Origin of the sequence: Flavobacterium bizetiae (assembly GCF_902804475.1) — a bacterium.
Lineage (GTDB): Bacteria > Bacteroidota > Bacteroidia > Flavobacteriales > Flavobacteriaceae > Flavobacterium > Flavobacterium bizetiae.
The window spans coordinates 1-26,613 of the sequence record NZ_CADCSU010000131.1; the positions used below are offsets into that span (position 1 = coordinate 1).

Annotated in this window: 24 protein-coding genes and 1 tRNA gene; 17 read left to right on the forward strand and 8 right to left on the reverse strand. The window is 33.2% G+C overall.

The annotated features are described in order from the left end of the window. Positions 1–174 precede the first annotated feature (174 nt). Positions 175–1,008, forward strand: coding sequence for a GIN domain-containing protein (locus tag FLACOL7796_RS18010; protein ID WP_173972116.1), 834 nt, complete (start codon positions 175–177; stop codon positions 1,006–1,008). Positions 1,009–1,153: 145 nt separating this feature from the next. Here FLACOL7796_RS18010 and trxB read toward each other — a convergent pair whose 3' ends face one another. Both trxB and FLACOL7796_RS18020 read right to left on the reverse strand, forming a co-directional pair. Continuing rightward, positions 1,154–2,101, reverse strand: a complete 948-nt coding sequence (gene trxB, locus FLACOL7796_RS18015) for a thioredoxin-disulfide reductase (RefSeq protein ID WP_173972117.1) — start codon at positions 2,099–2,101, stop codon at positions 1,154–1,156. A 330-nt stretch (positions 2,102–2,431) separates the two neighbouring features. Further along, positions 2,432–2,506, reverse strand: a tRNA-Pro gene (locus tag FLACOL7796_RS18020). Between the two features lie 201 nt (positions 2,507–2,707). Between FLACOL7796_RS18020 and FLACOL7796_RS18025 the strand changes: the two genes are divergently transcribed. From FLACOL7796_RS18025 to FLACOL7796_RS18060, 8 genes are all read left to right on the forward strand, one after another. Next, positions 2,708–5,236 carry a DUF2339 domain-containing protein gene (locus FLACOL7796_RS18025; RefSeq protein WP_173972118.1) on the forward strand — a complete coding sequence of 843 codons (2,529 nt, stop codon included), beginning with the start codon at positions 2,708–2,710 and terminating at the stop codon, positions 5,234–5,236. Continuing rightward, a complete protein-coding gene (locus FLACOL7796_RS18030; protein ID WP_173972119.1) occupies positions 5,223–6,449 on the forward strand; it encodes a hypothetical protein in 1,227 nt (408 codons plus the stop codon). Before FLACOL7796_RS18025 ends, FLACOL7796_RS18030 begins: the two co-directional genes overlap by 14 nt. 244 nt (positions 6,450–6,693) lie before the next feature. Then, positions 6,694–7,461 (forward strand): ParA family protein, encoded by a 768-nt coding sequence (locus FLACOL7796_RS18035; RefSeq protein WP_173972120.1) that lies wholly within the window; start codon positions 6,694–6,696, stop codon positions 7,459–7,461. A 5-nt stretch (positions 7,462–7,466) separates the two neighbouring features. Then, positions 7,467–8,375: a ParB/RepB/Spo0J family partition protein gene (locus FLACOL7796_RS18040; protein WP_173972121.1), complete on the forward strand. Its 909-nt coding sequence runs from the start codon at positions 7,467–7,469 to the stop codon at positions 8,373–8,375. After that, positions 8,368–8,928, forward strand: coding sequence for a DUF5683 domain-containing protein (locus FLACOL7796_RS18045; protein WP_173972122.1), 561 nt, complete (start codon positions 8,368–8,370; stop codon positions 8,926–8,928). Before FLACOL7796_RS18040 ends, FLACOL7796_RS18045 begins: the two co-directional genes overlap by 8 nt. Before the next feature lie 37 nt (positions 8,929–8,965). After that, the gene (gene dapB / locus FLACOL7796_RS18050; RefSeq protein ID WP_173972123.1) at positions 8,966–9,667 is read left to right on the forward strand and encodes a 4-hydroxy-tetrahydrodipicolinate reductase; all 702 of its coding nucleotides are present in this window, start codon (positions 8,966–8,968) and stop codon (positions 9,665–9,667) included. Positions 9,668–9,735: 68 nt separating this feature from the next. Continuing rightward, positions 9,736–11,292, forward strand: coding sequence for a signal peptidase I (gene lepB / locus FLACOL7796_RS18055; protein WP_173972124.1), 1,557 nt, complete (start codon positions 9,736–9,738; stop codon positions 11,290–11,292). An 87-nt stretch (positions 11,293–11,379) separates the two neighbouring features. Beyond that, complete coding sequence (locus FLACOL7796_RS18060; RefSeq protein WP_173972125.1) at positions 11,380–11,994, forward strand: WbqC family protein; 615 nt, start codon at positions 11,380–11,382, stop codon at positions 11,992–11,994. A gap of 56 nt (positions 11,995–12,050) precedes the next feature. Here FLACOL7796_RS18060 and FLACOL7796_RS18065 read toward each other — a convergent pair whose 3' ends face one another. The 6 genes from FLACOL7796_RS18065 to FLACOL7796_RS18090 all read right to left on the reverse strand — a co-directional run bounded on the left by FLACOL7796_RS18065 (position 12,051) and on the right by FLACOL7796_RS18090 (position 18,299). Beyond that, positions 12,051–13,097 carry an endonuclease/exonuclease/phosphatase family protein gene (locus FLACOL7796_RS18065; RefSeq protein ID WP_173972126.1) on the reverse strand — a complete coding sequence of 349 codons (1,047 nt, stop codon included), beginning with the start codon at positions 13,095–13,097 and terminating at the stop codon, positions 12,051–12,053. Positions 13,098–13,115: 18 nt separating this feature from the next. Continuing rightward, on the reverse strand, positions 13,116–13,979 hold the full coding sequence (locus FLACOL7796_RS18070; RefSeq protein WP_173972127.1) for a rhomboid family protein: 864 nt from the start codon (positions 13,977–13,979) through the stop codon (positions 13,116–13,118). Positions 13,980–14,022: 43 nt separating this feature from the next. Beyond that, a complete protein-coding gene (locus FLACOL7796_RS18075) occupies positions 14,023–14,772 on the reverse strand; it encodes a rhomboid family intramembrane serine protease (protein WP_173972128.1) in 750 nt (249 codons plus the stop codon). Next, positions 14,769–16,709, reverse strand: coding sequence for a DNA mismatch repair endonuclease MutL (gene mutL / locus FLACOL7796_RS18080; protein ID WP_173972129.1), 1,941 nt, complete (start codon positions 16,707–16,709; stop codon positions 14,769–14,771). The genes FLACOL7796_RS18075 and mutL overlap by 4 nt, the downstream gene beginning before the upstream one ends. A 164-nt stretch (positions 16,710–16,873) precedes the next feature. Then, positions 16,874–17,446 carry a 6,7-dimethyl-8-ribityllumazine synthase gene (ribH, locus tag FLACOL7796_RS18085; protein ID WP_173972130.1) on the reverse strand — a complete coding sequence of 191 codons (573 nt, stop codon included), beginning with the start codon at positions 17,444–17,446 and terminating at the stop codon, positions 16,874–16,876. Between the two features lie 67 nt (positions 17,447–17,513). Continuing rightward, a complete protein-coding gene (locus tag FLACOL7796_RS18090; RefSeq protein ID WP_173972131.1) occupies positions 17,514–18,299 on the reverse strand; it encodes a tetratricopeptide repeat protein in 786 nt (261 codons plus the stop codon). Between the two features lie 399 nt (positions 18,300–18,698). Here FLACOL7796_RS18090 and recF point away from each other — a divergent pair, with 399 nt between their 5' ends. The 8 genes from recF (at position 18,699) to FLACOL7796_RS18130 (ending at position 26,524) form a co-directional block, all read left to right on the forward strand. Continuing rightward, the gene (gene recF / locus FLACOL7796_RS18095; RefSeq protein WP_173972132.1) at positions 18,699–19,778 is read left to right on the forward strand and encodes a DNA replication/repair protein RecF; all 1,080 of its coding nucleotides are present in this window, start codon (positions 18,699–18,701) and stop codon (positions 19,776–19,778) included. Between the two features lie 404 nt (positions 19,779–20,182). Further along, complete coding sequence (locus FLACOL7796_RS18100) at positions 20,183–20,881, forward strand: thioredoxin domain-containing protein (RefSeq protein ID WP_173972133.1); 699 nt, start codon at positions 20,183–20,185, stop codon at positions 20,879–20,881. Between the two features lie 13 nt (positions 20,882–20,894). After that, positions 20,895–21,575, forward strand: a complete 681-nt coding sequence (locus FLACOL7796_RS18105; protein WP_173972134.1) for a DUF2461 domain-containing protein — start codon at positions 20,895–20,897, stop codon at positions 21,573–21,575. Positions 21,576–21,737: 162 nt separating this feature from the next. Further along, positions 21,738–22,796 carry a glycosyltransferase gene (locus FLACOL7796_RS18110; protein ID WP_173972135.1) on the forward strand — a complete coding sequence of 353 codons (1,059 nt, stop codon included), beginning with the start codon at positions 21,738–21,740 and terminating at the stop codon, positions 22,794–22,796. Positions 22,797–23,025: 229 nt separating this feature from the next. Continuing rightward, positions 23,026–24,039, forward strand: a complete 1,014-nt coding sequence (murB, locus tag FLACOL7796_RS18115) for a UDP-N-acetylmuramate dehydrogenase (RefSeq protein WP_173972136.1) — start codon at positions 23,026–23,028, stop codon at positions 24,037–24,039. A gap of 138 nt (positions 24,040–24,177) precedes the next feature. Next, on the forward strand, positions 24,178–24,792 hold the full coding sequence (locus FLACOL7796_RS18120; protein ID WP_173972137.1) for an FMN-binding negative transcriptional regulator: 615 nt from the start codon (positions 24,178–24,180) through the stop codon (positions 24,790–24,792). Positions 24,793–24,875: 83 nt separating this feature from the next. Next, positions 24,876–25,982: a glycosyltransferase gene (locus tag FLACOL7796_RS18125; RefSeq protein ID WP_173972138.1), complete on the forward strand. Its 1,107-nt coding sequence runs from the start codon at positions 24,876–24,878 to the stop codon at positions 25,980–25,982. Beyond that, positions 25,973–26,524, forward strand: a complete 552-nt coding sequence (locus FLACOL7796_RS18130; protein WP_173972139.1) for an RNA polymerase sigma factor — start codon at positions 25,973–25,975, stop codon at positions 26,522–26,524. Before FLACOL7796_RS18125 ends, FLACOL7796_RS18130 begins: the two co-directional genes overlap by 10 nt. Positions 26,525–26,613 lie beyond the last annotated feature (89 nt).

Consider the following 26,613-nt stretch of genomic DNA (forward strand, 5'->3'; position numbering starts at 1 on the left):
AGACATACTGTAATCTTTCTGTGTACGCTTTACATAGCGTAATTCTTGATCTTTTTCCATAATGATACTTTTTATGTATCGCTATTTCAGGACAAGACATCTGTTAAATATAAAAAAATCATTCATCGAAAGTGGATGATTTTTTTATATTTGTGAAAATCAAATCTAGAATTAATGAAAAAGAATACAGCCCTGCTCCTATTGTTATTGGTTACAACATTTACTTTTGGTCAAAGAAGAGAAAAAATAAAAGGATCTAAAATCGTAACCACTTCAGTAAAAGAAGTAGGAGAATTTGATGGCATTGAAGCCGATGATAATCTGGAAGTTTATCTTGAAAGAGGAGAAAAAAACGAAATAAAAATTGAAGCCGATGACAATTTACATGATATCATCGGGATGGACTTAAGAGAAAAAGTACTTCGTTTATATACTTCTAAAGAAAGTACTATTTTTAAAAAACTAATTGTTCGTGTTACGTATACGAGTTCTCTAAAAACGGTAATAGCAAAAAATGATGCTGTAGTTTACGCTATTCAGGAGCTTCAGTTAGACGATATTACTTTTAATACTTTTGATTACGCAAAATTATTCCTGAATGTAAATTCTAAAAAATTCAATTTATTTGCTGATGATAAATCAAAAACTGAATTGAACTTAAAGTCTGAAGACGCAAATTTACAATTAAGCAAAAACGCATCGATTAAAACATTAGTGTCTGCCATAAAATTCAGATGTGATTTATATCAAAAAGCAGTTGCCAATATTGAAGGGATTGCTGAAAAAGCTACTATTCGTTTAGATAATAATTCAATCTTTACCGGAACTAAATTTACTTTAAAAGATGCCAATATTACAGTAGAAAATTATGCGGTAGGAAGTATTTTAGCAGAAACGACTGTTTCAATCGCACTTGGTGATAAAGCAGAACTTTCTCTTTTAGGAAGTCCGGCCATAACATTGACTCGTTTTTCTGAAGAAGCAAAACTTTTGAAGAAGATTAAATAAAAAAGTCGCAGTATTCAGTTTCAGTTCTTAGATTGAAACTTAAAAACAAAAAGTCCCAATCTTTACGATTGGGACTTTTTGTTTTTAGTCGATTTCAGATTCCCATAAAAAAACTGGAAACTGAAACTGAATACTGCGACTGAATTTATTCTTTTGAAGCCAAATATCTTTCAGCATCTAATGCAGCCATACATCCTGTACCTGCAGCAGTAATTGCCTGACGGTATACATGATCTGCAGCATCACCAGCTACAAAAACACCTGGTACATTAGTATTAGACGTTCCCGGAGTATTTACAATATAACCAGTTTCATCAAGAGTGATATAGTCTTTAAAAATATCTGTATTTGGTTTATGACCAATAGCAACGAAAAATCCTGTAGCAGGAATTTCGATAACTTCGCCAGTAGTTTTGTTCAATGCTTTTATAGCGTGTACTACTTGCTCGTCACCTAATACTTCAACAGTATCGTGGTTTAGTAAAATCTCGATGTTTTCGGTTTTGCGAACGCGTTCTTCCATAATTTTAGAAGCTCTGAATTTTTCGCTTCTTACCAACATGGTTACTTTTTTACAAAGTTTAGATAAGTAATGTGCTTCTTCGCAAGCAGAATCTCCTGCTCCAACAATTACCACTTCCTGATTACGGTAGAAGAAACCGTCACAAACAGCACAAGCAGAAACTCCACCGCCCATTTGTAAATAATGTTGTTCTGATGGTAATCCTAAATATTTTGCAGATGCTCCTGTAGAAATAATAACAGTTTCGCAGTGCAATTCGATTGAATCGTTGATCCAAACTTTATGAATATCTCCTGAAAAATCAACTTTTGTCGCCCATCCATCACGGATATCAGCACCAAAACGTTTTGCTTGTTCTTGCAACTGAATCATCATTTCCGGTCCTGTAACACCATCAACATAACCTGGAAAATTTTCTACTTCATTAGTTGTAGTCAACTGACCACCAGGTTGCATTCCCTGATATAAAACTGGATTCATATTTGCTCTGGCAGCATAAATAGCAGCAGTATAACCCGCTGGACCAGAACCTATGATTAGGCATTTAATTTTTTTGATTGTATCTGACATAATATGATTCTATTAATAATTGATGGTGCAAAAGTAAGTTTTTATTGTTGGAATAAAGAACTCAATTAATCAGTTTTTGCTATTCTGAAATAGAGAATAATGAATAAGGCAGAAATAAAAGAAGCTCATATTGCATGATTCTCAATTATACAGCAAGAAAGTCTTCTTAAATAATGAAAAAAGACTTTTGTCGGGGTGGCAACCTGCGGTCTTCCCGATTCGCAATCGGGACGCGATAACCGTTATGGCTTTTTAATATTTATTAATTTCAATAAAGGAATTCAGTAAAAGACAAAAAAAAGTCTCTCCAAATAAATGAAAAGACTTTTGTCGGGGTGGCAGGATTCGAACCTGCGGCCTCCTGCTCCCAAAGCAGGCGCGATAACCGGGCTACGCTACACCCCGTAAGCGGGTGCAAAGATAGAACTATTTTTGGCTTATCCAAAAGAATTTTTAAAATAAAAACAATTCTTTTTTTCTCAAACTACCTATATCCTTAAGTCTCTTTACGATAACTTTTCAATTAACACGAAAAGAACTAAAAAAATTACCTTCGTATTAAAATGTTATTATATTTACCAATCATAACATTATACTTATTTCTATATGGAAGGTTTTCTTTTAGCTGCGTTATTTTGTTTTTTAATCTATATATTCAATACAATCAAAGGTCGTTTTAACAATCTCGAAAACGACATTCAAAAACTTAGTAAAAAGATTGATCTCTTAAAAACAATTGAAAAAACTTCTGAAACTATTCCGGTTGCGCCAATTCCGGTTGTAAAAAAAGAAGAGTTTAAGATCGAGCCTGAGCAATCTAACCAAAATACTTTTGAACCGGCACAACCAGAAATTGTTAAAGACACAATTCCGGTTCCGATTTTAAAAGAAGAAGTTCAGGAAATTAAACCAGAGAAACCGCTTTTTCCGATAGAATTACAAGTTGCTCCAACGCGCGAAGAAAAAATTCAGAAACCAATAATTCCTGCTGAACCGGAAAAATCATTCTGGGAAAATTTCAAAGAAAAAAATCCGGATTTAGAAAAGTTTATTGGAGAAAACCTTATCAACAAAATTGGTGTTTTAATCCTCGTATTAGGAATTAGCTATTTTGTAAAATATGCCATCGACAAAGACTGGATCAACGAACCTGCCCGAGTTGGAATTGGTGTTTTATGTGGCGCTCTTGTTATGGGAATTGCACACAAATTGCGTAAAAACTACGCCGCATTTAGTTCTGTTATTGTTGCGGGGGCGATTGCGATTTTCTATTTTACAATTGGAATCGCTTTTCATGATTATCATTTGTTCAATCAAACCGTTGCCTTTAGTATCATGGTAATCATTACAGCATTTAGTGCTTTAATATCTTTATCCTATGACCGAATTGAACTGGCAGTACTTTCATTAATAGGCGGATTTGCTGTTCCGTTTATGGTAAGCACAGGCGAAGGCAATTATGTTGTGCTCTTTACTTACATCATCATTCTAAACGTTGGTATTTTAGGTATTGCGTATTATAAAAAATGGAATCTGGTTAATATACTTACTTACCTGTTTACTGTTTTATTGTATGCCGCATGGTTAACTAAAGATTTAAGTTCTGATAAGCCACATTATTTTGGTGCTTTAGTATTTGGATTTATTTTCTATTTCATTTTTATATTAATGAACCTGATCAATAATATCAGATCAAAAGGAGAGTTTTCTAAAACGCAACTGACTATTTTGGCCAGCAACACCTTCTTATTTTATGGTGCCGGAATGGCGATTTTGGCTAATTATCATCCGGAATTAAAAGGTTTGTTTACTACAATTCTTGCTTTACTCAATTTAATTTACGCCTGGTTTTTATACAAAAAATTCGACCTTGACCAAAAAGCTGCTTACTTACTTATCGGATTAACGCTGACATTTATAACATTAGCGATCCCAATTCAGTTTGAAGGCAATTATATTACACTATTTTGGGCAGCAGAAGCCGTTTTATTATTATGGTTGTCTCAGAAATCTAAAATTAATAGTTATAGATTTGGTTCTATAATAGTTCATATTTTAATGATCTTCAGTCTGATTATGGACTGGAACAAATATTACAATGGCGCCTCACCTTTAAGCATCATCATAAATCCTATATTTATAACGGGTGTTTTTGCTACGGGTTCTTTATTTGCAATTTGGTATTTATTAAGAAATGAAACCGAAAACTCAACTATTTTCGACATTAGTTTTAATCCTGGAAAATACAGAAGGATTGTTTTAGAAGTTGGCTTTGTAATTGCCTATTTCACAGGTTTACTCGAAGTTATTTATCAATCAAATCATTCTATCGAAAGTATTTACAGCGCTATAGCATTGCCTATTTTGTATCACTTGATATTCTCTGCTTTGTTTACATCTTATTTAATAAAAAGAAAAACAGAAACCGGATATCAGGGCGCTTTGTTACTTGCCATTGCCAATATTGTTTTATTTACTTTTTGGTTTTCAAATTATCCTTTCCTTGAGCATAAAGACATTATTAGTTCAGGAAACGGAAAATCGATTGCTTTTTACCTTCATTATATTTCGCTAATTATCACGATTTATTTTGGTTATCAATTGTTTCAAATCTATAAAAAAGTCGACTTTACTTTTCTTAGAAGTCGCTATTTTATGTGGATTGCTGCCTTTTTTGTCATTTATATCGCGAGTTCAGAAGTAATGCTTCATGGTCTTGTATTTATGAATTCTCCGGTAACAGTTCAGGACATACAAACAAGTCCTATGTATGCAAGTTACAAATCGAATTTGCCTTATTTACGTGATTTCATAGCCGACGATTATATTGGTTTAGCACGAACTAAAATCATAAAAACAGGATTTCCAATTCTTTGGGGAATTTTAGCTTTTGTATTTTTAATTACAGGGATAAAAAAACAACTTAAATCTTTAAGAATAATCGCTTTATCATTACTGGGACTAACCATTTTAAAATTATTTTTATACGATATCAGTAATATTTCTGAAACCGGAAAAATCATATCGTTTATTCTTTTAGGAATCTTAATTTTGATTATCTCTTTTGTTTATCAAAAAATCAAAGTATTAGTTATTGACGAAAATAAGACTGAACAAAACAATGAAACTAAATAAATTTCTCGCATTATTACTTATCGCAAACCTTTCGTTTGGGCAATATCAAACGAGTGCCAAACTAAAAAAAGTCACTCAGAATGGTTTCAATGAAATTATTTTGTCGCCTGAAGTACGATCATTTTCGAAACAGGATTTGAGCGACATTAGATTATTTGATTCTAAAGGAAATGAGGTTCCGTATTTTTTTCAGAGCAATAATGCCGTTTCATCAAATACTTTTGAAGAATACAATATTGTTTCGAAAACAGTTTATCCTAAAAAAAGCACTTCGATTGTTATTGAAATTCCGTCTAATAAACACAACAATCAGCTTTCGTTATTCATAGCCAATTCTGATGTAGAAAAGAAATATTCTGTTTCAGGAAGTGATGACCAGAAAGAATGGTTTGGAATATCTGATTCACAAACACTTTATGATTTGAACAGTCGATCTGAAACAAGCGTTGTTAAAACAATTTCATATCCGTTAAGTACATATCGTTATCTAAAAATAGATTTTGATGACAAAAAAACACTCCCGATCAATGTTTTAAAAGTCGGGAATTTTAACTCGAAGTTACAAAAAAGCGCTTTACAGGAAATCTTTCCAAAACAATCCATAACAACAGAAATCCCATCAGAAAAAGAAACTCAAATTCGTGTTCTTTTTGATGCGCCACAGGTTATCAATGAGATTTCCTTCGAAATTTCAAAACCAACTTATTACAAGCGTACTGTTATTCTTTACAGGAAAATAAAACGCGAAACCAAAAGAAAATCTCAAATAATAGAGGAAGAAATTACTTCTTTTGAGTTAAACTCAAATACTACGAATACGTTTGTGTTTCCTGACATATTCGAAAAAGAATTTTACATTAAAATTCAAAATCACGACAATCAGCCATTATCAATTTCGAAAATAAAATACTTTCAAAAGCCCATTTCTATCATTGCAGATTTAAATGTTAATGAAAATTATATCCTGAAAACAGGAAATAAAAATCTTAGTGAACCGGAATATGATCTTTCGAATTTTAAAAACAATATCGTTGTCAATTTGCCACAAACAACGCTTTACGACATTCAGCATAAAACCACGGTAAAAACTGCTGTGGCAAATAAATCTTTTTGGCAACAATCCTGGTTTATGTGGCTTTGTATTATTTTGGGCGGAATTACAATTTTATTTTTTACTGCCAGTTTAATAAAAGATTTAAAAAGCAAAAATTAAGAGCGGGACAAAAATTTAACATTTAAATACTTTTTTAAGATTCAAACCGCTTATTTGTTCTTCTATGCTAAAATCGAGAACAAATAGAACGAATTTTCGGTACTATTTTTTTATTATCCAAAAAATTAAATTCCTCAGAACACGCACCATACAACGATTAACCGAAGTTTCTTAAATGTTAACAAAATAGATTTTCAGAAACCATAAATAATTGTATTTTTACGGTTCAAAATTCAGAAAATAAATGGGCAAAATCATTGCGATTGCTAATCAAAAAGGAGGCGTTGGAAAGACTACTACATCGGTAAATCTTGCAGCCTCATTGGGTGTTTTAGAAAAGAAAGTATTATTGATTGATGCTGATCCTCAAGCAAATGCTACATCTGGCCTTGGGATTGATGTAGAATCTGTTGAGATGGGTACCTATCAGATACTTGAACACAGTAACACTCCTAAAGAAACCATAATAAAATGTTCAGCTGTAAATGTTGATGTGATTCCCGCTCACATTGATCTTGTTGCCATCGAAATCGAATTGGTAGATAAAGAAAACAGAGAGTACATGCTTAAAAAAGCATTAGAAAGTGTAAGAGATGAATATGATTATATCATTATCGACTGTGCGCCTTCATTGGGTTTACTAACCCTAAATGCTTTAACTGCGGCTGATTCAGTTGTTATTCCTATTCAGTGCGAATATTTTGCACTTGAAGGATTAGGAAAATTATTGAACACGATAAAGAGTATTCAAAAAATACACAACCCGGATCTTGATATCGAAGGATTGTTACTAACGATGTACGATTCGAGATTACGTTTATCTAATCAGGTTGTAGAAGAGGTTCAAAAACACTTTAACGATATGGTTTTTGATACCGTTATTCAGCGAAATGTAAAATTAAGCGAAGCTCCAAGTTTTGGTGAAAGCATCATTAATTATGACGCAACAAGCAAAGGAGCAGTTAATTATATTCATTTAGCTCAAGAAATTATAAAGAAAAACAGTAAATAGTTTTTATGACAAAAGCAATTAAAAAACAAGCCTTAGGAAGAGGATTATCAGCATTATTAAAAGATCCGGAAAACGACATTGTATCAGTAGATGACAAAAATGCTGACAAAGTTGTTGGAAACATCATAGAGCTTGAAATAAGTGCTATCGAAATAAATCCGTTTCAGCCTAGAAGCAATTTTAATGAAGAATCGTTACGCGAATTAGCCACTTCTATTAAAGAACTTGGCGTGATTCAACCTATTACTGTTCGAAAATTAGACTTCAATAAATACCAGTTAATTTCAGGAGAGCGTCGTTTGCGCGCTTCGACTTTAGTTGGTCTTACACATGTTCCTGCATACATTCGTATTGCGAATGACAATGAATCGCTGGTTATGGCATTGGTTGAAAATATTCAGCGTCATGACTTAGACCCAATCGAGATCGCACTTTCGTACCAACGTTTAATTGATGAAATTCAATTGACTCAGGAACAAATGAGCGAGCGCGTTGGAAAAAAACGTTCTACAATTGCCAATTATTTACGTCTTTTAAAACTTGACCCGATTATTCAAACAGGTATTCGTGATGGTTTTATCAGTATGGGACACGGTAGAGCAATTATTAATATTGAAGATTTAGACATTCAGACTGATATCTACCAAAAAATTGTCAGCCAGAATCTATCTGTTCGTGAAACAGAAACTTTAGTAAAAAATTATCACGAAAGTTTAAAACCAAAAGTTGACGGAAAACCAAAAGCAGATTCTTCGTTTGTGGTGAGAGAAACGCAAAAAAACACTTTTAATGATTATTTTGGTGCGAAAGTTGATGTAAAAGTCGCAGGTAACGGAAAAGGAAAAATTACAATTCCGTTTAATTCTGAAGCCGACTTTAATCGAATTATAAAATTAATAAACGATAGTGAATAAGATTGTCCCCATAAGTCTATTGTTCTTTCTTATAGGAACCGTTTCTCTTTTTGCCCAGGCAAAAAACGAAACGGTTTTGGTTGTTAAAGACACTAGCAAGTTACAAGAAATAGATCCGCTTACACCAGCGAAAGCAGCTTTCTACTCTGCAATCTTACCCGGTTTAGGTCAGGCATACAATAAAAAATACTGGAAAATACCTTTGGTTTACGGAGCAATTGGTACCAGTTTATATTTTTATATCGACAATAATAACAAGTACCGCGATTATCGTAACGCTTATAAGCGAAGATTAGAAGGTTATAATGACGATAAATACCAATTTCTGGATGAAAGCCGACTTGTTGCAGGTCAGAAATTCTATCAACGAAACAGGGATTTATCTGCTTTATTTGTCGTTGCTTTTTATGCTCTAAACATTATAGACGCCAATGTTGATGCTGCCTTAATTCAATTCAACGTAAGCGAAAGATTATCAATGCGTCCGGAAGTATATCCAAACGACATTACTTTCAGACCAAACGTTGGACTAACTTTTAATTACCACTTTTAAATAACACTGGTTATTTGAACTCAAAAATACATACAAAATGAAAATTGCGCTTTTAGGATACGGAAAAATGGGTAAAGTAATTGAACGAATTGCTTTAGAAAGAGGTCACGAAATTGTTTTAAAGAAAGACGAATTCAATACATACGACGGACTTTCAACTGCAGATGTTGCAATTGACTTTAGCGTTCCGACTGCTGCAGTAAGCAACATTTCGAGCTGTTTTAACAATAACGTACCAGTTGTTTCAGGAACAACAGGCTGGTTAGAACATTTTGACGAAATGGTTGCTCTTTGCAACGAAAAACAAGGCGGATTCATTTCTAGTTCAAACTTTAGTTTAGGAGTAAACATCTTCTTTGAACTGAATGAATATTTAGCTAAAATCATGTCACAGTTTGACTCTTATAAAGTAACGATGGAGGAAATTCATCACACTCAAAAACTAGATGCTCCAAGCGGAACAGCTATTTCTTTGGCAAAAGGTGTTATCGAAAATAGCAATTATGCCAATTGGACTTTAGATCAGGCCAAATCAAATGAAATTCATATTGAAGCAAAAAGAATTGGCGATGTTCCGGGAACTCATACCGTAACTTACGACTCAATTGTAGACAGCATCGAATTAAAACATACCGCTCATAACCGCGAAGGTTTTGCTCTTGGAGCTGTAATTGCTGCTGAATGGCTTGCTGGTAAAACAGGAATTTACAGCATGAAAGATGTATTAAATTTAAAATAATCAAATTTTAAAGTAGTAAGGTTTTCAAAAGAACGACCTGAAACTTGAAACATAAAACAAAAAAAACCATGACACTATATCTTTGGTTCGTATTTTTCTTAGCCGTACAAGTAATTCACTTTATAGGAACCTGGAAACTGTATCAGGCAGCCGGGAGAAAAGCCTGGGAAGCTGCAATTCCGGTTTATAATTCAATAATTTTAATGAAAATAATCAGTCGCCCAACTTGGTGGACTTTATTGCTTTTCATCCCAATTATTAATTTAATTATGTTTCCTGTTGTTTGGGTAGAAACCTTAAGAACATTTGGTAAAAAATCTACTTTAGACACTTTCTTAGGAATTTTTACTTTTGGTTTTTACATCTATTATGTAAACTATACTCAAAAATTAGAATATAACGCCAACAGAGAATTAAGACCGCAAAATAAAACTGCTGACACTATAAGTTCTCTGCTTTTTGCTATTATCGTAGCAACATTAGTACACACGTATGTAGTACAGCCTTATACAATTCCTACTTCATCTTTAGAAAAATCATTACTAATTGGTGATTTCTTGTTTGTAAGCAAAGTAAACTACGGCCCTCGTGTTCCTATGACAACTGTTGCTTTACCAATGGTTCACGATACAATACCATTTTTAAAAAGAAAATCATACTTAAGCTGGCCACAATTACCTTATTTCAGACTACCGGCTTTAGAAAAAATCAAACGATCAGATATTGTGGTTTTCAACTGGCCAGTAGATACAGTTCATTATTTCTACGAGCCAAAAGGAAGACCTGGCGTTATAAAACCAATCGATAAAAAATCGAATTACGTAAAAAGATGTGTTGGTATTCCTGGTGACAGTTTATCAATTGTAGACGGTTTTGTTTTTATTAACGGAAAAAAATTAATCTTACCTGAGCGTGCTAAACCTCAATATTCTTATTCAGTTGCATTAGACGGAAAAACTCCGGTTGATTTTGAATCATTAATGAAAGAACTGGATATTACTGATGGCGCTTACATTAAAGATCAGGAGAAAAGAGATACCATCTATTTCAGAGCATTAACAGAAGCAAGTGCTGAACGTTTAAAAAACACTCCCGGAATTACTGCTGTAAAAAGAGAAATTGACAGAGGAAACGACAATGCAATTTTCCCTCATATCAACAAATGGAGCCAGGATAATTTTGGACCAATTTATATTCCTGAAGCAGGAAAAACAGTGGCGTTAACGAATGAATCTTTGCCGTTTTACAAAGAAATCATTACCAAATACGAAGGCAATACTTTACAGTTGGATGGTTCTCATTTTTTAATCAACGGAAAACAAGCTACGTCATATACCTTCAAACAAGATTATTACTGGATGATGGGAGACAACCGTCATAATTCTGAAGATAGCCGTTACTGGGGTTATGTGCCTGCAAATCATATTGTAGGGAAGCCTGTTTTTATCTGGATGAGCTGGGACACTAACGGAAAAGGAATCAACAAAGTTCGTTGGGACCGAGTTTTCACTACAGTAAATGGTGAAGGACAACCGCAATCGTACTTTAAATATTTCTTAATTGTTCTTGCAGCATATTTTGTTGGAGAATATTTCTGGAGAAAAAGAAAAGAAAACAAAGCATAAAACGTTTATTCGTTAAACTGGTAAATCGTTTAATTGTTTCTTAAAAAAGAACGATTAAACGATTTACCGATTAAACAAAAAAATATCATGAATTCCTTATTACTTCCTACCTATTTTCCGTCTATTAGTCACTTTGCAGTTATGGCTCAATCTGAAAATATTACTTTTGAAATGGAAGATAATTTTCAAAAACAAACCAATAGAAACCGTACTTACATCTATAGTCCAAACGGAATTCAGCTGCTAAATATCCCTATTAAACATTCTAAAACATTACATCAAAAAACAAAAGATGTTTTAATTGAGAATGAATTCGACTGGCAAAAACAACATTTTAAATCCTTAGAAGCCGGATATAGAAGTTCGCCTTTTTTTGAGTTTTTCGAAGACGACATCCGTCCAATTTTCGAAAAACAACACAATTTCCTTATGGATTTGAATATGGAAGTTCTAGACATCGTAACAAAGTGTTTACGAATGAAATTAGACTTTTCTAAAACTACAGAATACTTTCATGAAGCCGAAAACATCACTGATTTTAGATTTTTGGCAAACGGAAAAAAAGATCCAAATGCATTCGAAAAATATACTCAGGTTTTTGATGACAAACACGGATTCATCAACAATCTAAGTGTATTAGACTTACTTTTTAATGAAGGTAAATTTGCAATGGATTATTTAAAAACACAGAAACTAGTATAATCTTTCTATTTTTTTTTTGGAATTTGGAATTTTAAAAATTTGTTTATTTTTAAAATCTATTCCATCGAAAGTCTCGCCATAATAGGATAATGATCGGAGTTTTCGAAATCAGGAAAACTTTCAAATCCTTTTACTTTCATTTTACTGTCGGTAAAAATATAGTCAATTCGGGCTGGGTAATATTTAAATTTATAAGTTGCCCCAAAACCCTCTCCTGCTTCTTCAAAAGCATCTTTTTGTTTTCCTTTTATACTTCGGTATACATAAGAAAACGGACTATTATTCATGTCGCCACAAATAATAAATGGGGTTTTGCATTTTTTAATATTCTCTTTAAATATTTCTGCCTGCTCCTGTTGCTGCCTAAACCCTTTACTGATTCGGGTATAAATAAGCTGCGACTTTTCCTGATTTACATTATCAATATTATTCGAAATCTCACTTACATCAGGCGAAATTTTAATCGACTGCAAGTGCATATTATAAACTCTGATTACATCTTTTCCGCGTTTTATATCAGCATAAACCACATTATTATCAGACTTAGGAAAAATAATATTACCTTCATTTATAATAGGAAATTTAGAAAAAATAGCCTGTCCGGTTTTAATCTGATTACCATCTATAAAAATATAGCGATGAGGATACACTTTTAGATCGATATGAGCTGAATTTGAATATTCCTGAATACAAAGAATATCAGGATCCTGTTCGTCGATAAAACTTTTTATATTAGACGGAATATCATCTCGGTCCAGCCATTTAAAAACATTAAAAAGACGCACATTATAACTCATGATCGAGAAGTCTTTTTCATCTTTGATATATTCTTTGGCAGAGAATTTATAAAATTTGCTAATAAAGGTAATTCCAGTAAGCAAAACCAAACCAGACAAAATAAGGCGTTTTTTAAACTGAATCGCCCAATAAATAAAGAACAACCCGTTAAGCACAAAAAAAGCCGGCATAAACAACGTTAGCACCGATAAAAGCGGAAAACTCTTAGGTGCTAAAAATGGTAAAATATAAATACTAAATGTTACTACAGTCAGCACTATATTCAAAAAGAACATTATTTTATTAAACCACGAAAGGTTTTTCATATTCTTATGCTAAAAGGATTATTTTCCAGCTTTAAATAAAAACTCTTTTTCTTCTTTTGTCAAACAATCATAGCCTGACTGGCTAATCTTGTCTAAAATTTCATCAATTTGTTGTTGCGTTTTATCTTTCGTAACAATTCTTGACGTGACTTTTTCGGTAGGTTTTTTGTAATTTTTATGAACTTTTTTGAAAGGGGTCGTAGGGGATTTTTTAAATAGATTTGTAAAGAAATCTAATGTTCTCGAAACTATTTTGCTTAAATCTGTTCCGTTTTGAAGGAGTTTAATATAAACAAAACCAAAAATTGCTCCGGCCAAATGAGATACGTGTCCGCCGGTATTATCTAATCTAAACTGCATTAAATCAAGCACCAGAATTACTGCTGTAATATGCCAAAGCTTAACATTACCAAAAAACATCAAACGCACACCCATTAAAGGCTGATATGTTGTTACAGCAACCAGAATTGCCATAATCGCTGCTGAAGCCCCAACAATTGGAGCTGAAATATTAAAAAAGTAAAAACTCAAGGCAAACGCAACACCAGCAAAGATGGCCCCTAAAATATACAATCCTAAATATTGCTTTTGAGTAAAAAAGGTAAGAAACAAATTGCTCGCAAAGTTTAAAACCATCATATTAAACAGCAAATGCAGAAATGACGCGTGAAAAAAAGCATAGGTTAAAAATGTCCACGGTTTAAACAAAAATATGTTCGGATCCGATGACAAAGCCAACCAGGTTGGATAATTAAAACCTCCTCCTGAATATGAATAAAAGAACACTAAAGAGATCAGAAAACAAGCAATGTTCCAATAAATAACACGCATTGCTATACCACCCAATCTGTACTGTAATTTTAAATCATCAAGAATATTCATAAAAGCTTTTTTTAGTTTTTATTTACGATATTAAAGTTAAAAATTAATTCCAACGATTACTATTAAATTGATTTTTTTTCCAGTACCACATAATTAAAAATCCTGTCAAAGCGCCACCAACGTGAGCAAAATGCGCAATTCCTGTTCCTCCACTTCCAAATAAAGAGCTTCCTCTAAATCCTAAAAACAAATCGACAGCTAAAATTCCCGGCACAAAATATTTCGCTTTAATAGGCACAGGAATAAACATAAGAGCCAACTCAGCATTAGGAAACATAAAAGCAAAAGCTGTTAGTAAACCATAAATAGCTCCAGAAGCCCCTACAACTGTACCGATATAAGAATCTGTAAAACTTGAAAACTGAGAAACAGAAACTAAATCCTGCCATCTTGTGTCTATTTTTCCTTCACTTAAAAGCTTCAAGACCTCCGCTTTTTGATATCCGTTGGCCATTAAAACATTCATCGTATCCTGAAAAGAATAATAATTTACTGCCGTATGTAATAATGCAGCACCTAATCCGCAGGAAATATAAAAGAATAAAAACTTCTTACCTCCCCAAAAATGTTCTAATGCCGATCCAAACGAAACCATTGCAATCATATTAAAAGCAATATGCATAATTCCGCCATGCATAAACATATGCGTTATAGGTTGCCAAGCTCTGAAATTTGGATTTTCAGGAAAAAACATAGCAAAATATTCATAAGAAACTGGCACTAATTGAGAACCAATAAAAAAGATAATATTAATTATCAGTAATTGTTTTACTACGGGAGTCATATTCATCATAAGGCAAACTTTTTATCTATATCTTCAACACGCATGGTGATGAAGGTAGGTTTTTGAAAAGGTGAAATATTTGGATCTTTACAAGCAAACAAACCGTTTACTAAATTATCTTGTTCTTTCTCGGTTAAATAAGATCCTGTTTTAACCGCTAAACTTTTAGCCATAGATTTGGCTATCGTATCATTCTGACTATAACTATTTGCCGGGATTCCGTCTTGCAGATCACTTAACAATTGCTCAATTACAAGAGAAACTTCACTTTCGGTAATATTTACCGGAATTCCGGAAATTACAATATGATCCGTTTGCGCATCTTCAAAAACAAAACCTGTTGTTTCTAAGGAAGGTTTTAATTCTTCGATTAATGTCATTTCATCAGAAGAATAAAACAAATTCAAAGGAAATAACAATTGCTGACTTGAGGCTTGATTCACAGTCATATTAAGCAAAAATTGCTCATATAAAATACGTTGGTGCGCACGTTGCTGATCAACGATTACCATTCCGGATTTTATTGGCGAAACAATATATTTTTTATGAATTTGGTACGTTCCCTGACTCGCCTGCTCTATTTCATTATCATTAAATAATGACGACGTTACTTCTTCATTTTCGAATGTAAAAGGTGAACTTTCTATAGCTTCAGGACTTTCTGTATCTAAACCAACATATAAACTTTCCCAAGTTGCCGTTGGTTCTACCCTTTTTGAATAACCCGAATAAGAAGAACCTGAACTTGAACCTGATGAAAATGACGATGAAGAACCTGAACTGTAACCAGAACCAGATCCCGAACTTGCTTTTGTATAATGTTGATTGGTTTTATCATCCGTAAAAGGATTAAAAGTTCCATCAACCTGAATTGTAGGCGTTTCTGCTTCTAAATCTTTATAATGATATGGTGTATCTAAATTGGCATCGCGATCAAAATCAAGAACAGGCGCAACATTAAATTGTCCTAAACTATGCTTTATCGACGCTCTTAAAATAGCATACAAAGCTTGTTCATCATCAAACTTAATTTCTGTTTTAGTAGGATGAATATTGATATCGATTGTATTGGGCGGAACTTGCAAAAACAAGAAATAACTTGGTTGCGAACCATCTTTCAAAAGTCCGTCATAAGCCGCCATTACTGCATGATGCAAATAACCACTTTTTATAAAACGATCGTTTACAAAAAAGAATTGTTCGCCTCTGTTTTTCTTCGCAAACTCAGGTTTACAAACAAATCCCTGAACATTTATAATCTCTGTATCTTCGTTCACCGGAACCAGTTTTTCATTGGTTTTACCCGACATAATCCCCACAATACGCTGACGATAACCTGCAGCGGGCAAATTATACATTTCGCTGCCGTTATGATAAAACGTAAAATGAATGTTAGGGTGCGCCAGAGCTACACGCTGAAACTCATCCATAACATGACGAAATTCAACCGTATCTGATTTTAAAAAATTACGACGCGCCGGAATATTAAAAAACAAATTTTTAACCGCAAATGAAGTTCCTTTTGGTAAAACGGCCACTTCCTGCGAAACAAATTTACTTCCTTCGATTATAATATGCGTTCCCAGTTCGTCCTGATCTTGCTTGGTTTTCATTTCCATATGGGCAATTGCGGCAATAGAAGCCAATGCCTCACCACGAAAACCTTTTGTACATAATGAAAACAAATCTTCTGCCTGACGAATTTTAGAAGTAGCGTGACGCTCAAAACACAAACGCGCATCGGTCACACTCATTCCTGAACCATTATCAATAACCTGAACTAATGATTTTCCTGCATCTTTAATGATTAATTTAATGTCGGTTGCCTTAGCATCAACAGCATTTTCTAACAGCTCTTTTACGACTGAAGCAGGTCTTTGAACCACTTCTCCAGCGGCAATTTGGTTAGCAACGTGATCAGGAAGTAATTGAATAATACTCGACATTAAGAAAAAATAATTAAAAAGTTAAGGTTAAAATTTTTGAACCAAGAAGCACAAATTTAATGAATTTCTCTTGGCTTTTAGAATAAGTGCTGTCATAAAAAAAACAAAAAACCTGTACTATTTTACACAGCACAGGTTTTTAATATTTTAGAAGAAAAATATTGCTATTCTTTCTCGATTTTTATTGGAGTTTCTTCTATTTGTAGTGCTCCTGAAGACAACAATGGTTGGTTAAACGGGTGCGACATCGAAGCTTGTTGACGAATATATGCCATTTTGATTGCAGCAATTGCAGCTTCGGTTCCTTTGTTTCCGTGAATTCCTCCACTTCTATCAATCGACTGCTGAATATTATTGTCAGTCAAAACGCAAAAAATAACCGGAATATCAGTTTGAACATTCAAATCTTTAATTCCTTGTGTTACACCTTCGCATACAAAATCAAAATGTTTGGTTTGTCCCTGAATTACACATCCAATTACAATTACCGCATCTACATTTTGCGTCTGCAACATTTTTTTCGCACCATAAATCAACTCAAAACTTCCTGGAACATTCCAGCGAATAATTTGTTGAGCCGGAACTTCATTATCAATTAGCGCTTCAAAAGCACCATTGTAAAGTCCTTCAGTTATAGTTTCATTCCACTCAGAAACAACAATCCCAAATCGAAAGTCTTTCGCATTTGGGATCGTGTTTTTATCGTATTCTGATAAGTTTTTATTTTCGGTAGCCATCTGTATATTTTAAATTTTTAAATTCTCAAATACAAATCTACAATCTTAAATCTAAAATCTAAAATTATTATTGCGCTAATCCAATCAATACATCTACAGAAGCTGCTTCCGGAGTTGCATCGTAATTCTCTTTAATATCTGTTAAATACTTCAAAGCGTCTTCTTTTTGACCTAAAGCCAATGCAGTTTTACCAGCTTTTAATAAGAAACGAGGGGTTGTAAAATCGTTTTTATTAGACTCAGCAGCTTTTACATAATACTCTAAAGCTTCTTTTTGTTGGTTCTTTTGAGAATAAGCATCTCCAATTCCACCAATTGCCAAAGCATTAATGATAGCTTCTTTAGATTTAAAGTTACCTAAGTATTTAATAGCCTCATCAAATTTACCAGTATTTAAGTATGCCATACCAGCATAATAGTTCGCTAAATTTCCAGCATCAGTTCCAGAATATTCATCAGCGATTTTTACGAATCCAAATTTACCTTCAGAACCGTTCAATGCTAATTTATATAATGAATCACTTGCAACACCATTAGTTGCTTTATCAAAATTTTGTTGAGCAACAAACATTTCGCTTGCAGCTTCGTCTTGTTTAGGAGCTTCGATGAACTTTTGGTAAGCCAAATATCCAATAGTAGCCACAGCAATACCGGCAACTAAACCAATAATGATTTTTTGATTTTTAGCAACCCAATCCTCAGTTTTTGAAGCAGTTTCATCTAATTTAGAAAAAACCTCAGCTGTTTTGCTGTTTTTTCCATCAAGAATTACTTGTTGTTCTTCATTGACAACTTCTTCTTTAACTTCCTTTTCTTTTGGTGCTTTATATCCTCTTTTATTGTAAGTAGCCATTTAAAATTAATTTAGTGAACGGCAAAAATAAAATTTTTATTGAAACTAACGTAAAAAAAAGTAAATTTATATCTATTTAAAAAAAATAATTCACTAAACAGCTTGTTCTTTCTGTTTATCACCGAAATAATCAGGCTTTAAATCCCTTAAAACCCTAATTATTTGGACATTTCTCAATAGTTCACCTCCTCTTATTTTCTTCATAACAGAAGTAAGCAATCTGCAAAAAGTAATTTTTAGTCACAGATTTTAGAGATTCTCACAGATTAAGCATTTATTGAATTAAATTTGCAGAACAAAATCCTTTTTAATCATTTAATCAGTCGCAGAAAAACCTAATCTGCAGGATAAAGTCATAATCTGGAAACGTTAATTTTTATCATTACAGTTTCAAAAAAAATGTATTTAAACAAAATTTCATTATTCAATTATAAAAATTTCTCTGAAGTCAGCTTTGATTTTGACCGCAAGATCAATTGTTTTGTGGGCAAAAACGGAATTGGAAAAACAAATGTACTTGATGCCATTTATCATTTGGCTTACGGTAAAAGTTATTTTAATCCCCTGGCCGTACAAAACATCAAACACGGCGAAGAGTTTTTTGTTATTGATGCCGAACTGGAAAAGAATGACAGAACCGAACAAATCGTTTGCAGCCTAAAGAAAGGACAAAAGAAAATCTTAAAAAGAAACGGAAAAGCTTACGACAAATTCTCTGATCATATTGGGTTTATTCCGTTGGTAATTATTTCCCCGGCCGATCGTGATTTAATTGTCGAAGGAAGCGAAACACGTCGTAAATTTATGGATAGTGTTATCTCGCAACTCGATTCGACTTATTTGCATCAGCTTATTCAATATCAAAAAGTAATTGTACAACGAAACGCTTTATTAAAGTATTTTGCATTAAACCATACTTTCGACAACGATACCTTATCTATATATAATGAGCAACTAAATAGTTTTGGACAATCGATTTTCGAAAAACGAAAAGATTTCCTCGAACAATTTATACCTATATTTAATACACATCATCAAGCCATAACCGGATCTGAAGAAACCGTACAACTTGTTTACGAAAGCAATTTGTTCGAAAAAGATCTACTCACATTATTAAAGGAGAACATTAATAAAGACCGAGCGCTGCAATATACAAGCGTAGGAGTTCATAAAGACGACTTGTCTTTCGAGATTGATTCTCATCCTATAAAAAAATTTGGATCGCAAGGTCAGCAAAAATCATTTTTGATAGCTTTAAAACTGGCTCAGTTCGAGTTTCTAAAAAAACAAAGTGGTGTAAAACCATTATTGCTTTTTGATGATATTTTCGACAAGCTCGACGAAACCCGCGTTGGTAAAATCATCGAAATGGTCAATACCGAAACTTTCGGGCAGCTTTTTATTTCAGATACTCATCCGGAACGAACTGAAACTATTGTAAAATCGACACATCAGAGTTACAAGATATTTAATTTGTAAGGAGTTTTTTTTTTGCCACGAATTGCACGAATATCACTAATTCTTTGTCTAAAATAATTTAGCCACAGATTATAAGATTAAACAGATTCTGAAGTTTCGACAAAGTTTTAAAACAAAGTTACCACAATCATTGTCATCCCGAGGAACGAGGGATCTCCACAAGAAACTCCGCAATAAAAATCTTCAATCTTTGTCGAGCTACTTATGGAGATCCCTCGTTCCTCGGGATGACAAAAATACGCAGACTAACCTTGAACTTTGTCAAAGCTAAGCAACTAAACGATTATTTAATAATTCTTACTAACTCATGAAATTCGTGATCAACGTTTTTATTTCACTTTCTATTAAGAATTCAAAATCGAAAAATCACTATTTTAGCGATACCATTTTTAAAATTTAATCTCATGAAATTCCACAAAATTTTATTTCTAATTGTTTCAATTGTATTTATTTCCTGTAACGAAAAAAAAGCCAGTCCTTTTGAATCATTACATCCGAAAGAGTTTGCAGAAAAAATTAAAACAACAGATCATCCACAAATTTTAGACGTTCGAACTCCAGACGAATTCGAATCTGATCATATAGAAAATGCCAAAAACGTAAACTGGAACGCAGACGATTTTGAAACAAAAGCAGCAGCTTTCGACAAATCAAAACCTGTTTTTGTGTATTGCCTTAGCGGAGGAAGAAGTAAAAAAGCAGCAACAAAACTAAACGAATTAGGTTTTACCAATGTTTACGAACTAGATGGTGGTTTCCTGAACTGGAACGAAGAAGGATTTGGAATCCCTGCCGAAGTAGCAGCCGGAATGTCTATGAATGATTTTAATGATTTATTAAATTCAGACAAAAAGGTTCTCGTAGATTTTTATGCGGTTTGGTGCGGACCATGCAAGCAAATGGAACCATTTCTTTTAACCATGCAAAAAGAACTGGCAGACAAAGTAACCATTATTAGAATTGATGTTGATAAAAACAAAACATTGGCAACTCAACTAAAAATTGATCAATTACCAACAATTGTATTATACGAAAACAAAGCCGTACAATGGAAAACAACGGGCTTTATCAGCGAAAAAGACTTAAGAAAACAACTGCAATAAAACAAAGAAGATTATGCTAACGAAAGAATCATTGCAATTTTTAGACGATTTAAAAAAGAACAACAACAGAGATTGGTTTCAGGACAATAAAAAACGATACGAGATTTTCAAAAAAGATTATCACCAATTGGTAAGTGATTTTCTGGATGCAATGAAACCGCTTGATCCCTCATTAGAATTATTAGAAGTTAAAAATTGTACCTTCAGAATCAATCGCGATATTCGATTTTCTAAAGATAAATCTCCTTATAAAGCACATCTTGGTGTTTGGCTTTCGTCAGGCGCAAAAGGACAAAATCGTTCCGGATATTATGTTCACATCGAAAAAGGAGCAAGTTTTATAGCCGGAGGATTTTATTCACCAGAACCCGATCAGTTAAAAAAAGTGCGTAAAGAAATTGCTTTTTTCCACGATGATCTGGAAGCTATTCTTAACGATAAAAACTTCAAAAAAGAATTTGGAAGCTTAGATACAAACGAAGGAAATTCACTTAAAAACCCACCAAGAGGTTACGAAAAAGACCATCCTGCCATTGAGTTTTTAAAATTAAAAAGTTTCACAGCAACTCAAAAATATGATATTGCCGAAGTCATTCAAAAAGACTTCGTTGCTAAAATGAGTAAAAAACTTATCGCTTTAAAACCTCTAAACGAGTTTATTAATCGCGCCTTAGAAACAGAGGAAGAATTTTAATGAATTAGATAAAATTTTTGCCACAGATTTCACAGATTAACACAGATTAGAAATCCTTTAAAATCTTTTAATCTGTGGCAAAAAAAAATAAACAGGTAAAAATTACTACGAACTAATTAGTGAAAATTCGAGAAATTCGTGGCAAAAAAAACTACTCCCCACATGACAAAAAGAAAAATATTTTTTCTTGGAGAATCTTATCGCGCTGACGCCATAACCTGGATGAATGGTTTGAAAGAATTTGGAGATTTTGAAATTTGCACCTGGGAACTTCAAACACCAAACAATTCAAAACTCAACCGGTTCAGGCGTATTTTAGAATATGTCTTCTCTCCCATTTCTATTCGCAAAACAATCCGAAAAGAAAAACCAGATATGATTATTGCCGAAAGAACGACCAGTTATGGTTTTTTGGCAGCAATTTCAGGAATGCATCCTATTGCAATTGCACAACAAGGCCGAACCGATTTATGGCCGGAAGGTTCTGTTTTATTACCCTTAAAAAAAATCATTCAGAAACACGCTTTCAAAAAAGCCGATTTAATTCACGCCTGGGGTCCGGTTATGACCATTTCAATGAAAGCAATTGGCGTTGATATGAATAAAGTTTTAGTTATTCCAAAAGGAATCGATCTATCGCTTTTTTCTTCTTCTATCAATAATTCAAACAAAATTGAAGCTATTGTAACACGATCTTTACAACCCGAATATCGTCATGATTCCATATTGAAAGCGTTCGCTATTTTACATCAAAAAGGAATCGATTTTTCCCTGACGATTGTTGGCGACGGAACTCGTTTGCAATTTCTAAAAGATCTAGCTCAGGATTTACAAATCGAAAACAAAGTAATTTTCACAGGAAGAATCCCAAATACTGAACTTCCTAAATTATTACAACAATCAAACCTATATATAAGTATGCCCATCACCGAGGGAGTTTCAGCTTCTCTATTTGAGGCAATGGCTTGCTGTTGCTATCCCGTAGTTTCGGATATTCCCGGAAATCAAAGCTGGATCAAACATCGCGAAAACGGACAATTGATAGCAATTGATAACATTAAAATGCTGGCCGAAGAACTCATTTGGTCTTTTGAGAATACTGAATCCCGAAATAATGCTATTATTCAGAATAGAAAATTTGTCGAGGAAAATGCAAATTATGATATTAATATGAAGATTATCGCAGATAAATATCATCAGTTGCTGAATTCTCGAAAGTAGTTTAACCGCAATCCCGATAACTATCGGGAGCTAAGATTTTATCTCACTACACTTTAAAAAAAAACAAAGTTCGCAAAGCTTTATCAATACAATGCTTTGCGAACTTTGTGTTTTACAAAACTACTCTCACACAAACTTTGTGAACTTTGCGTAAATCCTTGCGAACTTTGCGGTTAAAAAAAAATTATAATCCTTACTTTTGAACTCAGATTATAAAAGCCTTTTATTTATGGAAATTCAATCCAATTTTTCTTTAAAAAACTACAATACATTTGGCATTGAAGCCAAAGCAAAACAATTCGTTGCCGTTCATTCTGTTGATGAATTAAAATCTGTTTTAGAAGAAAACAAAAACGAGAAAAAATTTATTCTAGGCGGAGGAAGTAATATGCTTTTAACCCAGGATATCGATGCTTTGGTAATTCATATTGATTTAAAAGGTAAAAAAATCATCAAAGAAGATGATGATTTTGTTTGGGTTGAAAGTCAGGCGGGAGAAACCTGGCACGATTTCGTTCTCTGGACAATCGATAACAATTTTGGAGGTTTAGAAAATATGTCGCTGATCCCGGGAAATGTAGGTACAACTCCAGTTCAGAACATTGGCGCTTACGGAACCGAAATAAAAGACACTTTTGTTTCGTGCGAAGCCATGAACATTGAAAGTCAGGAAATAAAAACTTTCACTAATAATGAATGCAATTTCGGCTACCGAGAAAGCATCTTTAAAAATGAAGTGAAAGATCAATATATTATTACGTCTGTAATTTATAAACTCACTAAGCGCAATCATAAAATCAATATTTCTTACGGAGATATTACAGCCGAATTGGCTAAAAACAACATTACCACACCCACTTTAAAAGATGTCAGTAATGCTGTAATTGCCATTAGACAAAGTAAATTACCAGATCCGAAAGAATTAGGAAATAGTGGAAGTTTCTTCAAAAACCCTATTCTTTTAAAATCTGATTTCGAAAAAATTCATCAAAACTTCCCTGAAATGAAATTCTATGAAGTTTCTGAAACCGAAGTAAAAGTTCCGGCAGGCTGGCTAATTGAACAAGCAGGCTTTAAAGGAAAGCGTTTTGGAGATGCCGGAGTTCATAAAAATCAAGCTTTGGTTTTAGTAAATTACGGAAACGCAACGGGACAGGAAATTTTAGCCGTTTCGCAAGACGTTCAAAAAACAGTTTTCGATAAGTTCGGAATTCACATTGAAGCTGAAGTTAATGTGATTTAAAACACAAATTTCACTAATTGGCACAAATTTGAAATTATTGTCAGACTGAGCGAAGTCGAAGTCCTTTTTATATCGACATTCCTCTCGAAAACTCAGGATCTCACAATGTGGCAAATCGACCCTAAAAAAGAAAAAAAAATGTATACACCAGACTTATACAAAGACGAAGATCCGGAATCGATCAGAACTTTTTTGAAAGAAAATAGTTTTGGTATTCTAATCAATCAAACTCACGGAAAATTATGTGCAACACATATTCCGATAGAACTTGAAGTTAATGCCGACGGAAAAGAAATTTTACAGGGACATCTCTCAAAATTGAATCCGCAAGCAGAAGGTTTTGCAGAAAACGATCAGGTTTTAGCCGTTTTTACAGGACCGCATAGTTATATTTCTTCTTCTTGGTACGATCACGAAAATGTACCCACATGGAATTATATAGCCGTACATGTTTATGGCCGAATTAAGATTGTAGACGAAGCAACCTCTATAGAACAACTAAAAAAATTGGTTGACAAATACGAAGCTGGTTCTGAAAATCCGGTTCGTGTAGAGAATTTATCGACTAAAACAATGCGCGAAGCAAGAGGAATTTTTGGTTTTGAAATTGAAATTGATGAAATTCAGGCTACCAAAAAACTATCACAAAACCGAGATGATCACAATTATAAAAACATAATTTCAGAATTAGAAAAAACAGAAAACCCTCAGGCTATTGCTGTTGCGAAAGAAATGTCGAAATGCCGAAAGTAAATCGGCTTTAGCCATTGAAATCTAGGAATTCATAAGTACATTTGCACTCGCAAGATTCAGAAATTAAAAGACATTAAAATCAGATGCTTATAACTTTATTTTACTTCTTTATTGCTATCGTTTTTATCCAGATTTTCTACTACTTAGGAATTTTTGGAAAGTTTGCTTTTAGTAAACCACAAGAAATTACATCAAAAAAGTTACCAGTTTCGGTAATTGTGTGTGCTAAAAATGAAGAAGAAAACGTTAAAAAATTCATTCCGTTATTAGCAGAACAAGATTATCCTGATTTCGAAATTGTTTTAATAGATGACGCTTCAAGCGACGAAACCTTAGAAGTTTTTGAAGAATTTGAGCAACAATATCCTAATATTCGCTTAGTAAAAGTACAAAACAACGAAGCTTTCTGGGGAAACAAAAAATATGCTTTAACCTTAGGAATCAAAGCTTCTAAAAAAGAATATTTGTTATTTACAGATGCTGATTGTTACCCAACATCAAAAAATTGGATTACAGCAATGACTTCTCAATTTACCATGAACAAAACTATTGTTTTAGGATATGGAGGTTACGAGAAAATAGAGCGTTCTTTATTGAATAAAATTATTCGTTTTGAAACTGTTCTAACAGCTGTACAATATTTTTCATGGGCAAAACTTGGAGTTCCGTACATGGGAGTTGGAAGAAATTTAGCCTATAAAAAAGAAGAGTTTTTTAATGTAAATGGTTTTATTGAGCATATCCAGATTCGTTCAGGCGACGATGATTTGTTTATCAATCAGGCGGCAAACAAAAACAATACGACCATTTCATACAATCCGGAAAGTTTTACATATTCTAAACCAAAGGAAACTTACAGAGAATGGTTTACCCAAAAAAGAAGACATATTTCGACTGCACAGTATTATAAATTCTTTGATAAAATGCAATTGGGTCTGTTTTTCATCTCACAATTATTCTTCTTTATATCAGTTATAGTATTATTGGCATTTCAATTTCAATGGATTGCTGTGTTGGCTATTTTAGCGACTCGTTATACTATTGCCTGGATCGTAATTGGATTTTCGGCAGGAAAATTAAAAGAAAATGACTTAAAAGTTTGGTTTCCTATTGTAGAAATCATGCTTATATTCACGCAAATTAATATCTTTATAACTAATATCTTTTCAAAACCTGTATATTGGAAATAAATTCTAAAATAGAAAAAGCAAAAAAAGGCGATCAAATTGCCTTTACTTTTTTATTAGATTATTTCTGGAACGAAGTGTACGGCTTTATGCTAAAGCGTACTGAAAACGAAACTACTGCCGAAGATATCACTATTGAGACCTTCTCTAAAGCTTTTGACAAAATAGGATCATACAATCCTGAATTTCAATTCAACACCTGGTTAATTGCTATTGCAAAAAACGTTTATATAGATTTATTACGTAAAAAGAAAACCAGTCTTTTTATAGAAATCACTGACAACGAAGACCAACAAGCTTACAATATTGCTGACCCTACTCCGTCAGCTGAAGACGCTTTAATTAAGGAGCAAAATCTTTCCCGCCTGCTACAATGCATCAAAGAACTGAAACCACACTATCAGGAGGTAATTCAGTTGCGTTATTTTCAGGAAATGACGTATCAGGAAATCGCACTTAAAATCGATGAACCTCTGAGCAATGTAAAAGTAAAATTACTTCGAGCTAAAAAATTATTAGCAGAAATAATCGAACGTAATAGATAATTTATTATCTTTAGGTAAAGAATAGAATATAATTCATTTTATTCTTAAAAAAGTAAATTATCCACACATTAAAACAACAACACTTTCGT

What these genes read in the sequence shown, in the direction of transcription:
- FLACOL7796_RS18010 (WP_173972116.1), top strand. Translation starts at nt 175, where the DNA reads ATGAAAAAGAATACAGCCCTGCTCCTATTGTTATTGGTTACAACATTT.
- trxB (WP_173972117.1), bottom strand. Translation starts at nt 2,101, where the DNA reads ATGTCAGATACAATCAAAAAAATTAAATGCCTAATCATAGGTTCTGGT.
- FLACOL7796_RS18025 (WP_173972118.1), top strand. Translation starts at nt 2,708, where the DNA reads ATGGAAGGTTTTCTTTTAGCTGCGTTATTTTGTTTTTTAATCTATATA.
- FLACOL7796_RS18030 (WP_173972119.1), top strand. Translation starts at nt 5,223, where the DNA reads ATGAAACTAAATAAATTTCTCGCATTATTACTTATCGCAAACCTTTCG.
- FLACOL7796_RS18035 (WP_173972120.1), top strand. Translation starts at nt 6,694, where the DNA reads ATGGGCAAAATCATTGCGATTGCTAATCAAAAAGGAGGCGTTGGAAAG.
- FLACOL7796_RS18040 (WP_173972121.1), top strand. Translation starts at nt 7,467, where the DNA reads ATGACAAAAGCAATTAAAAAACAAGCCTTAGGAAGAGGATTATCAGCA.
- dapB (WP_173972123.1), top strand. Translation starts at nt 8,966, where the DNA reads ATGAAAATTGCGCTTTTAGGATACGGAAAAATGGGTAAAGTAATTGAA.
- lepB (WP_173972124.1), top strand. Translation starts at nt 9,736, where the DNA reads ATGACACTATATCTTTGGTTCGTATTTTTCTTAGCCGTACAAGTAATT.
- FLACOL7796_RS18060 (WP_173972125.1), top strand. Translation starts at nt 11,380, where the DNA reads ATGAATTCCTTATTACTTCCTACCTATTTTCCGTCTATTAGTCACTTT.
- FLACOL7796_RS18065 (WP_173972126.1), bottom strand. Translation starts at nt 13,097, where the DNA reads ATGAAAAACCTTTCGTGGTTTAATAAAATAATGTTCTTTTTGAATATA.
- FLACOL7796_RS18070 (WP_173972127.1), bottom strand. Translation starts at nt 13,979, where the DNA reads ATGAATATTCTTGATGATTTAAAATTACAGTACAGATTGGGTGGTATA.
- FLACOL7796_RS18075 (WP_173972128.1), bottom strand. Translation starts at nt 14,772, where the DNA reads ATGATGAATATGACTCCCGTAGTAAAACAATTACTGATAATTAATATT.
- mutL (WP_173972129.1), bottom strand. Translation starts at nt 16,709, where the DNA reads ATGTCGAGTATTATTCAATTACTTCCTGATCACGTTGCTAACCAAATT.
- ribH (WP_173972130.1), bottom strand. Translation starts at nt 17,446, where the DNA reads ATGGCTACCGAAAATAAAAACTTATCAGAATACGATAAAAACACGATC.
- FLACOL7796_RS18090 (WP_173972131.1), bottom strand. Translation starts at nt 18,299, where the DNA reads ATGGCTACTTACAATAAAAGAGGATATAAAGCACCAAAAGAAAAGGAA.
- recF (WP_173972132.1), top strand. Translation starts at nt 18,699, where the DNA reads ATGTATTTAAACAAAATTTCATTATTCAATTATAAAAATTTCTCTGAA.
- FLACOL7796_RS18100 (WP_173972133.1), top strand. Translation starts at nt 20,183, where the DNA reads ATGAAATTCCACAAAATTTTATTTCTAATTGTTTCAATTGTATTTATT.
- FLACOL7796_RS18105 (WP_173972134.1), top strand. Translation starts at nt 20,895, where the DNA reads ATGCTAACGAAAGAATCATTGCAATTTTTAGACGATTTAAAAAAGAAC.
- FLACOL7796_RS18110 (WP_173972135.1), top strand. Translation starts at nt 21,738, where the DNA reads ATGACAAAAAGAAAAATATTTTTTCTTGGAGAATCTTATCGCGCTGAC.
- murB (WP_173972136.1), top strand. Translation starts at nt 23,026, where the DNA reads ATGGAAATTCAATCCAATTTTTCTTTAAAAAACTACAATACATTTGGC.
- FLACOL7796_RS18120 (WP_173972137.1), top strand. Translation starts at nt 24,178, where the DNA reads ATGTATACACCAGACTTATACAAAGACGAAGATCCGGAATCGATCAGA.
- FLACOL7796_RS18125 (WP_173972138.1), top strand. Translation starts at nt 24,876, where the DNA reads ATGCTTATAACTTTATTTTACTTCTTTATTGCTATCGTTTTTATCCAG.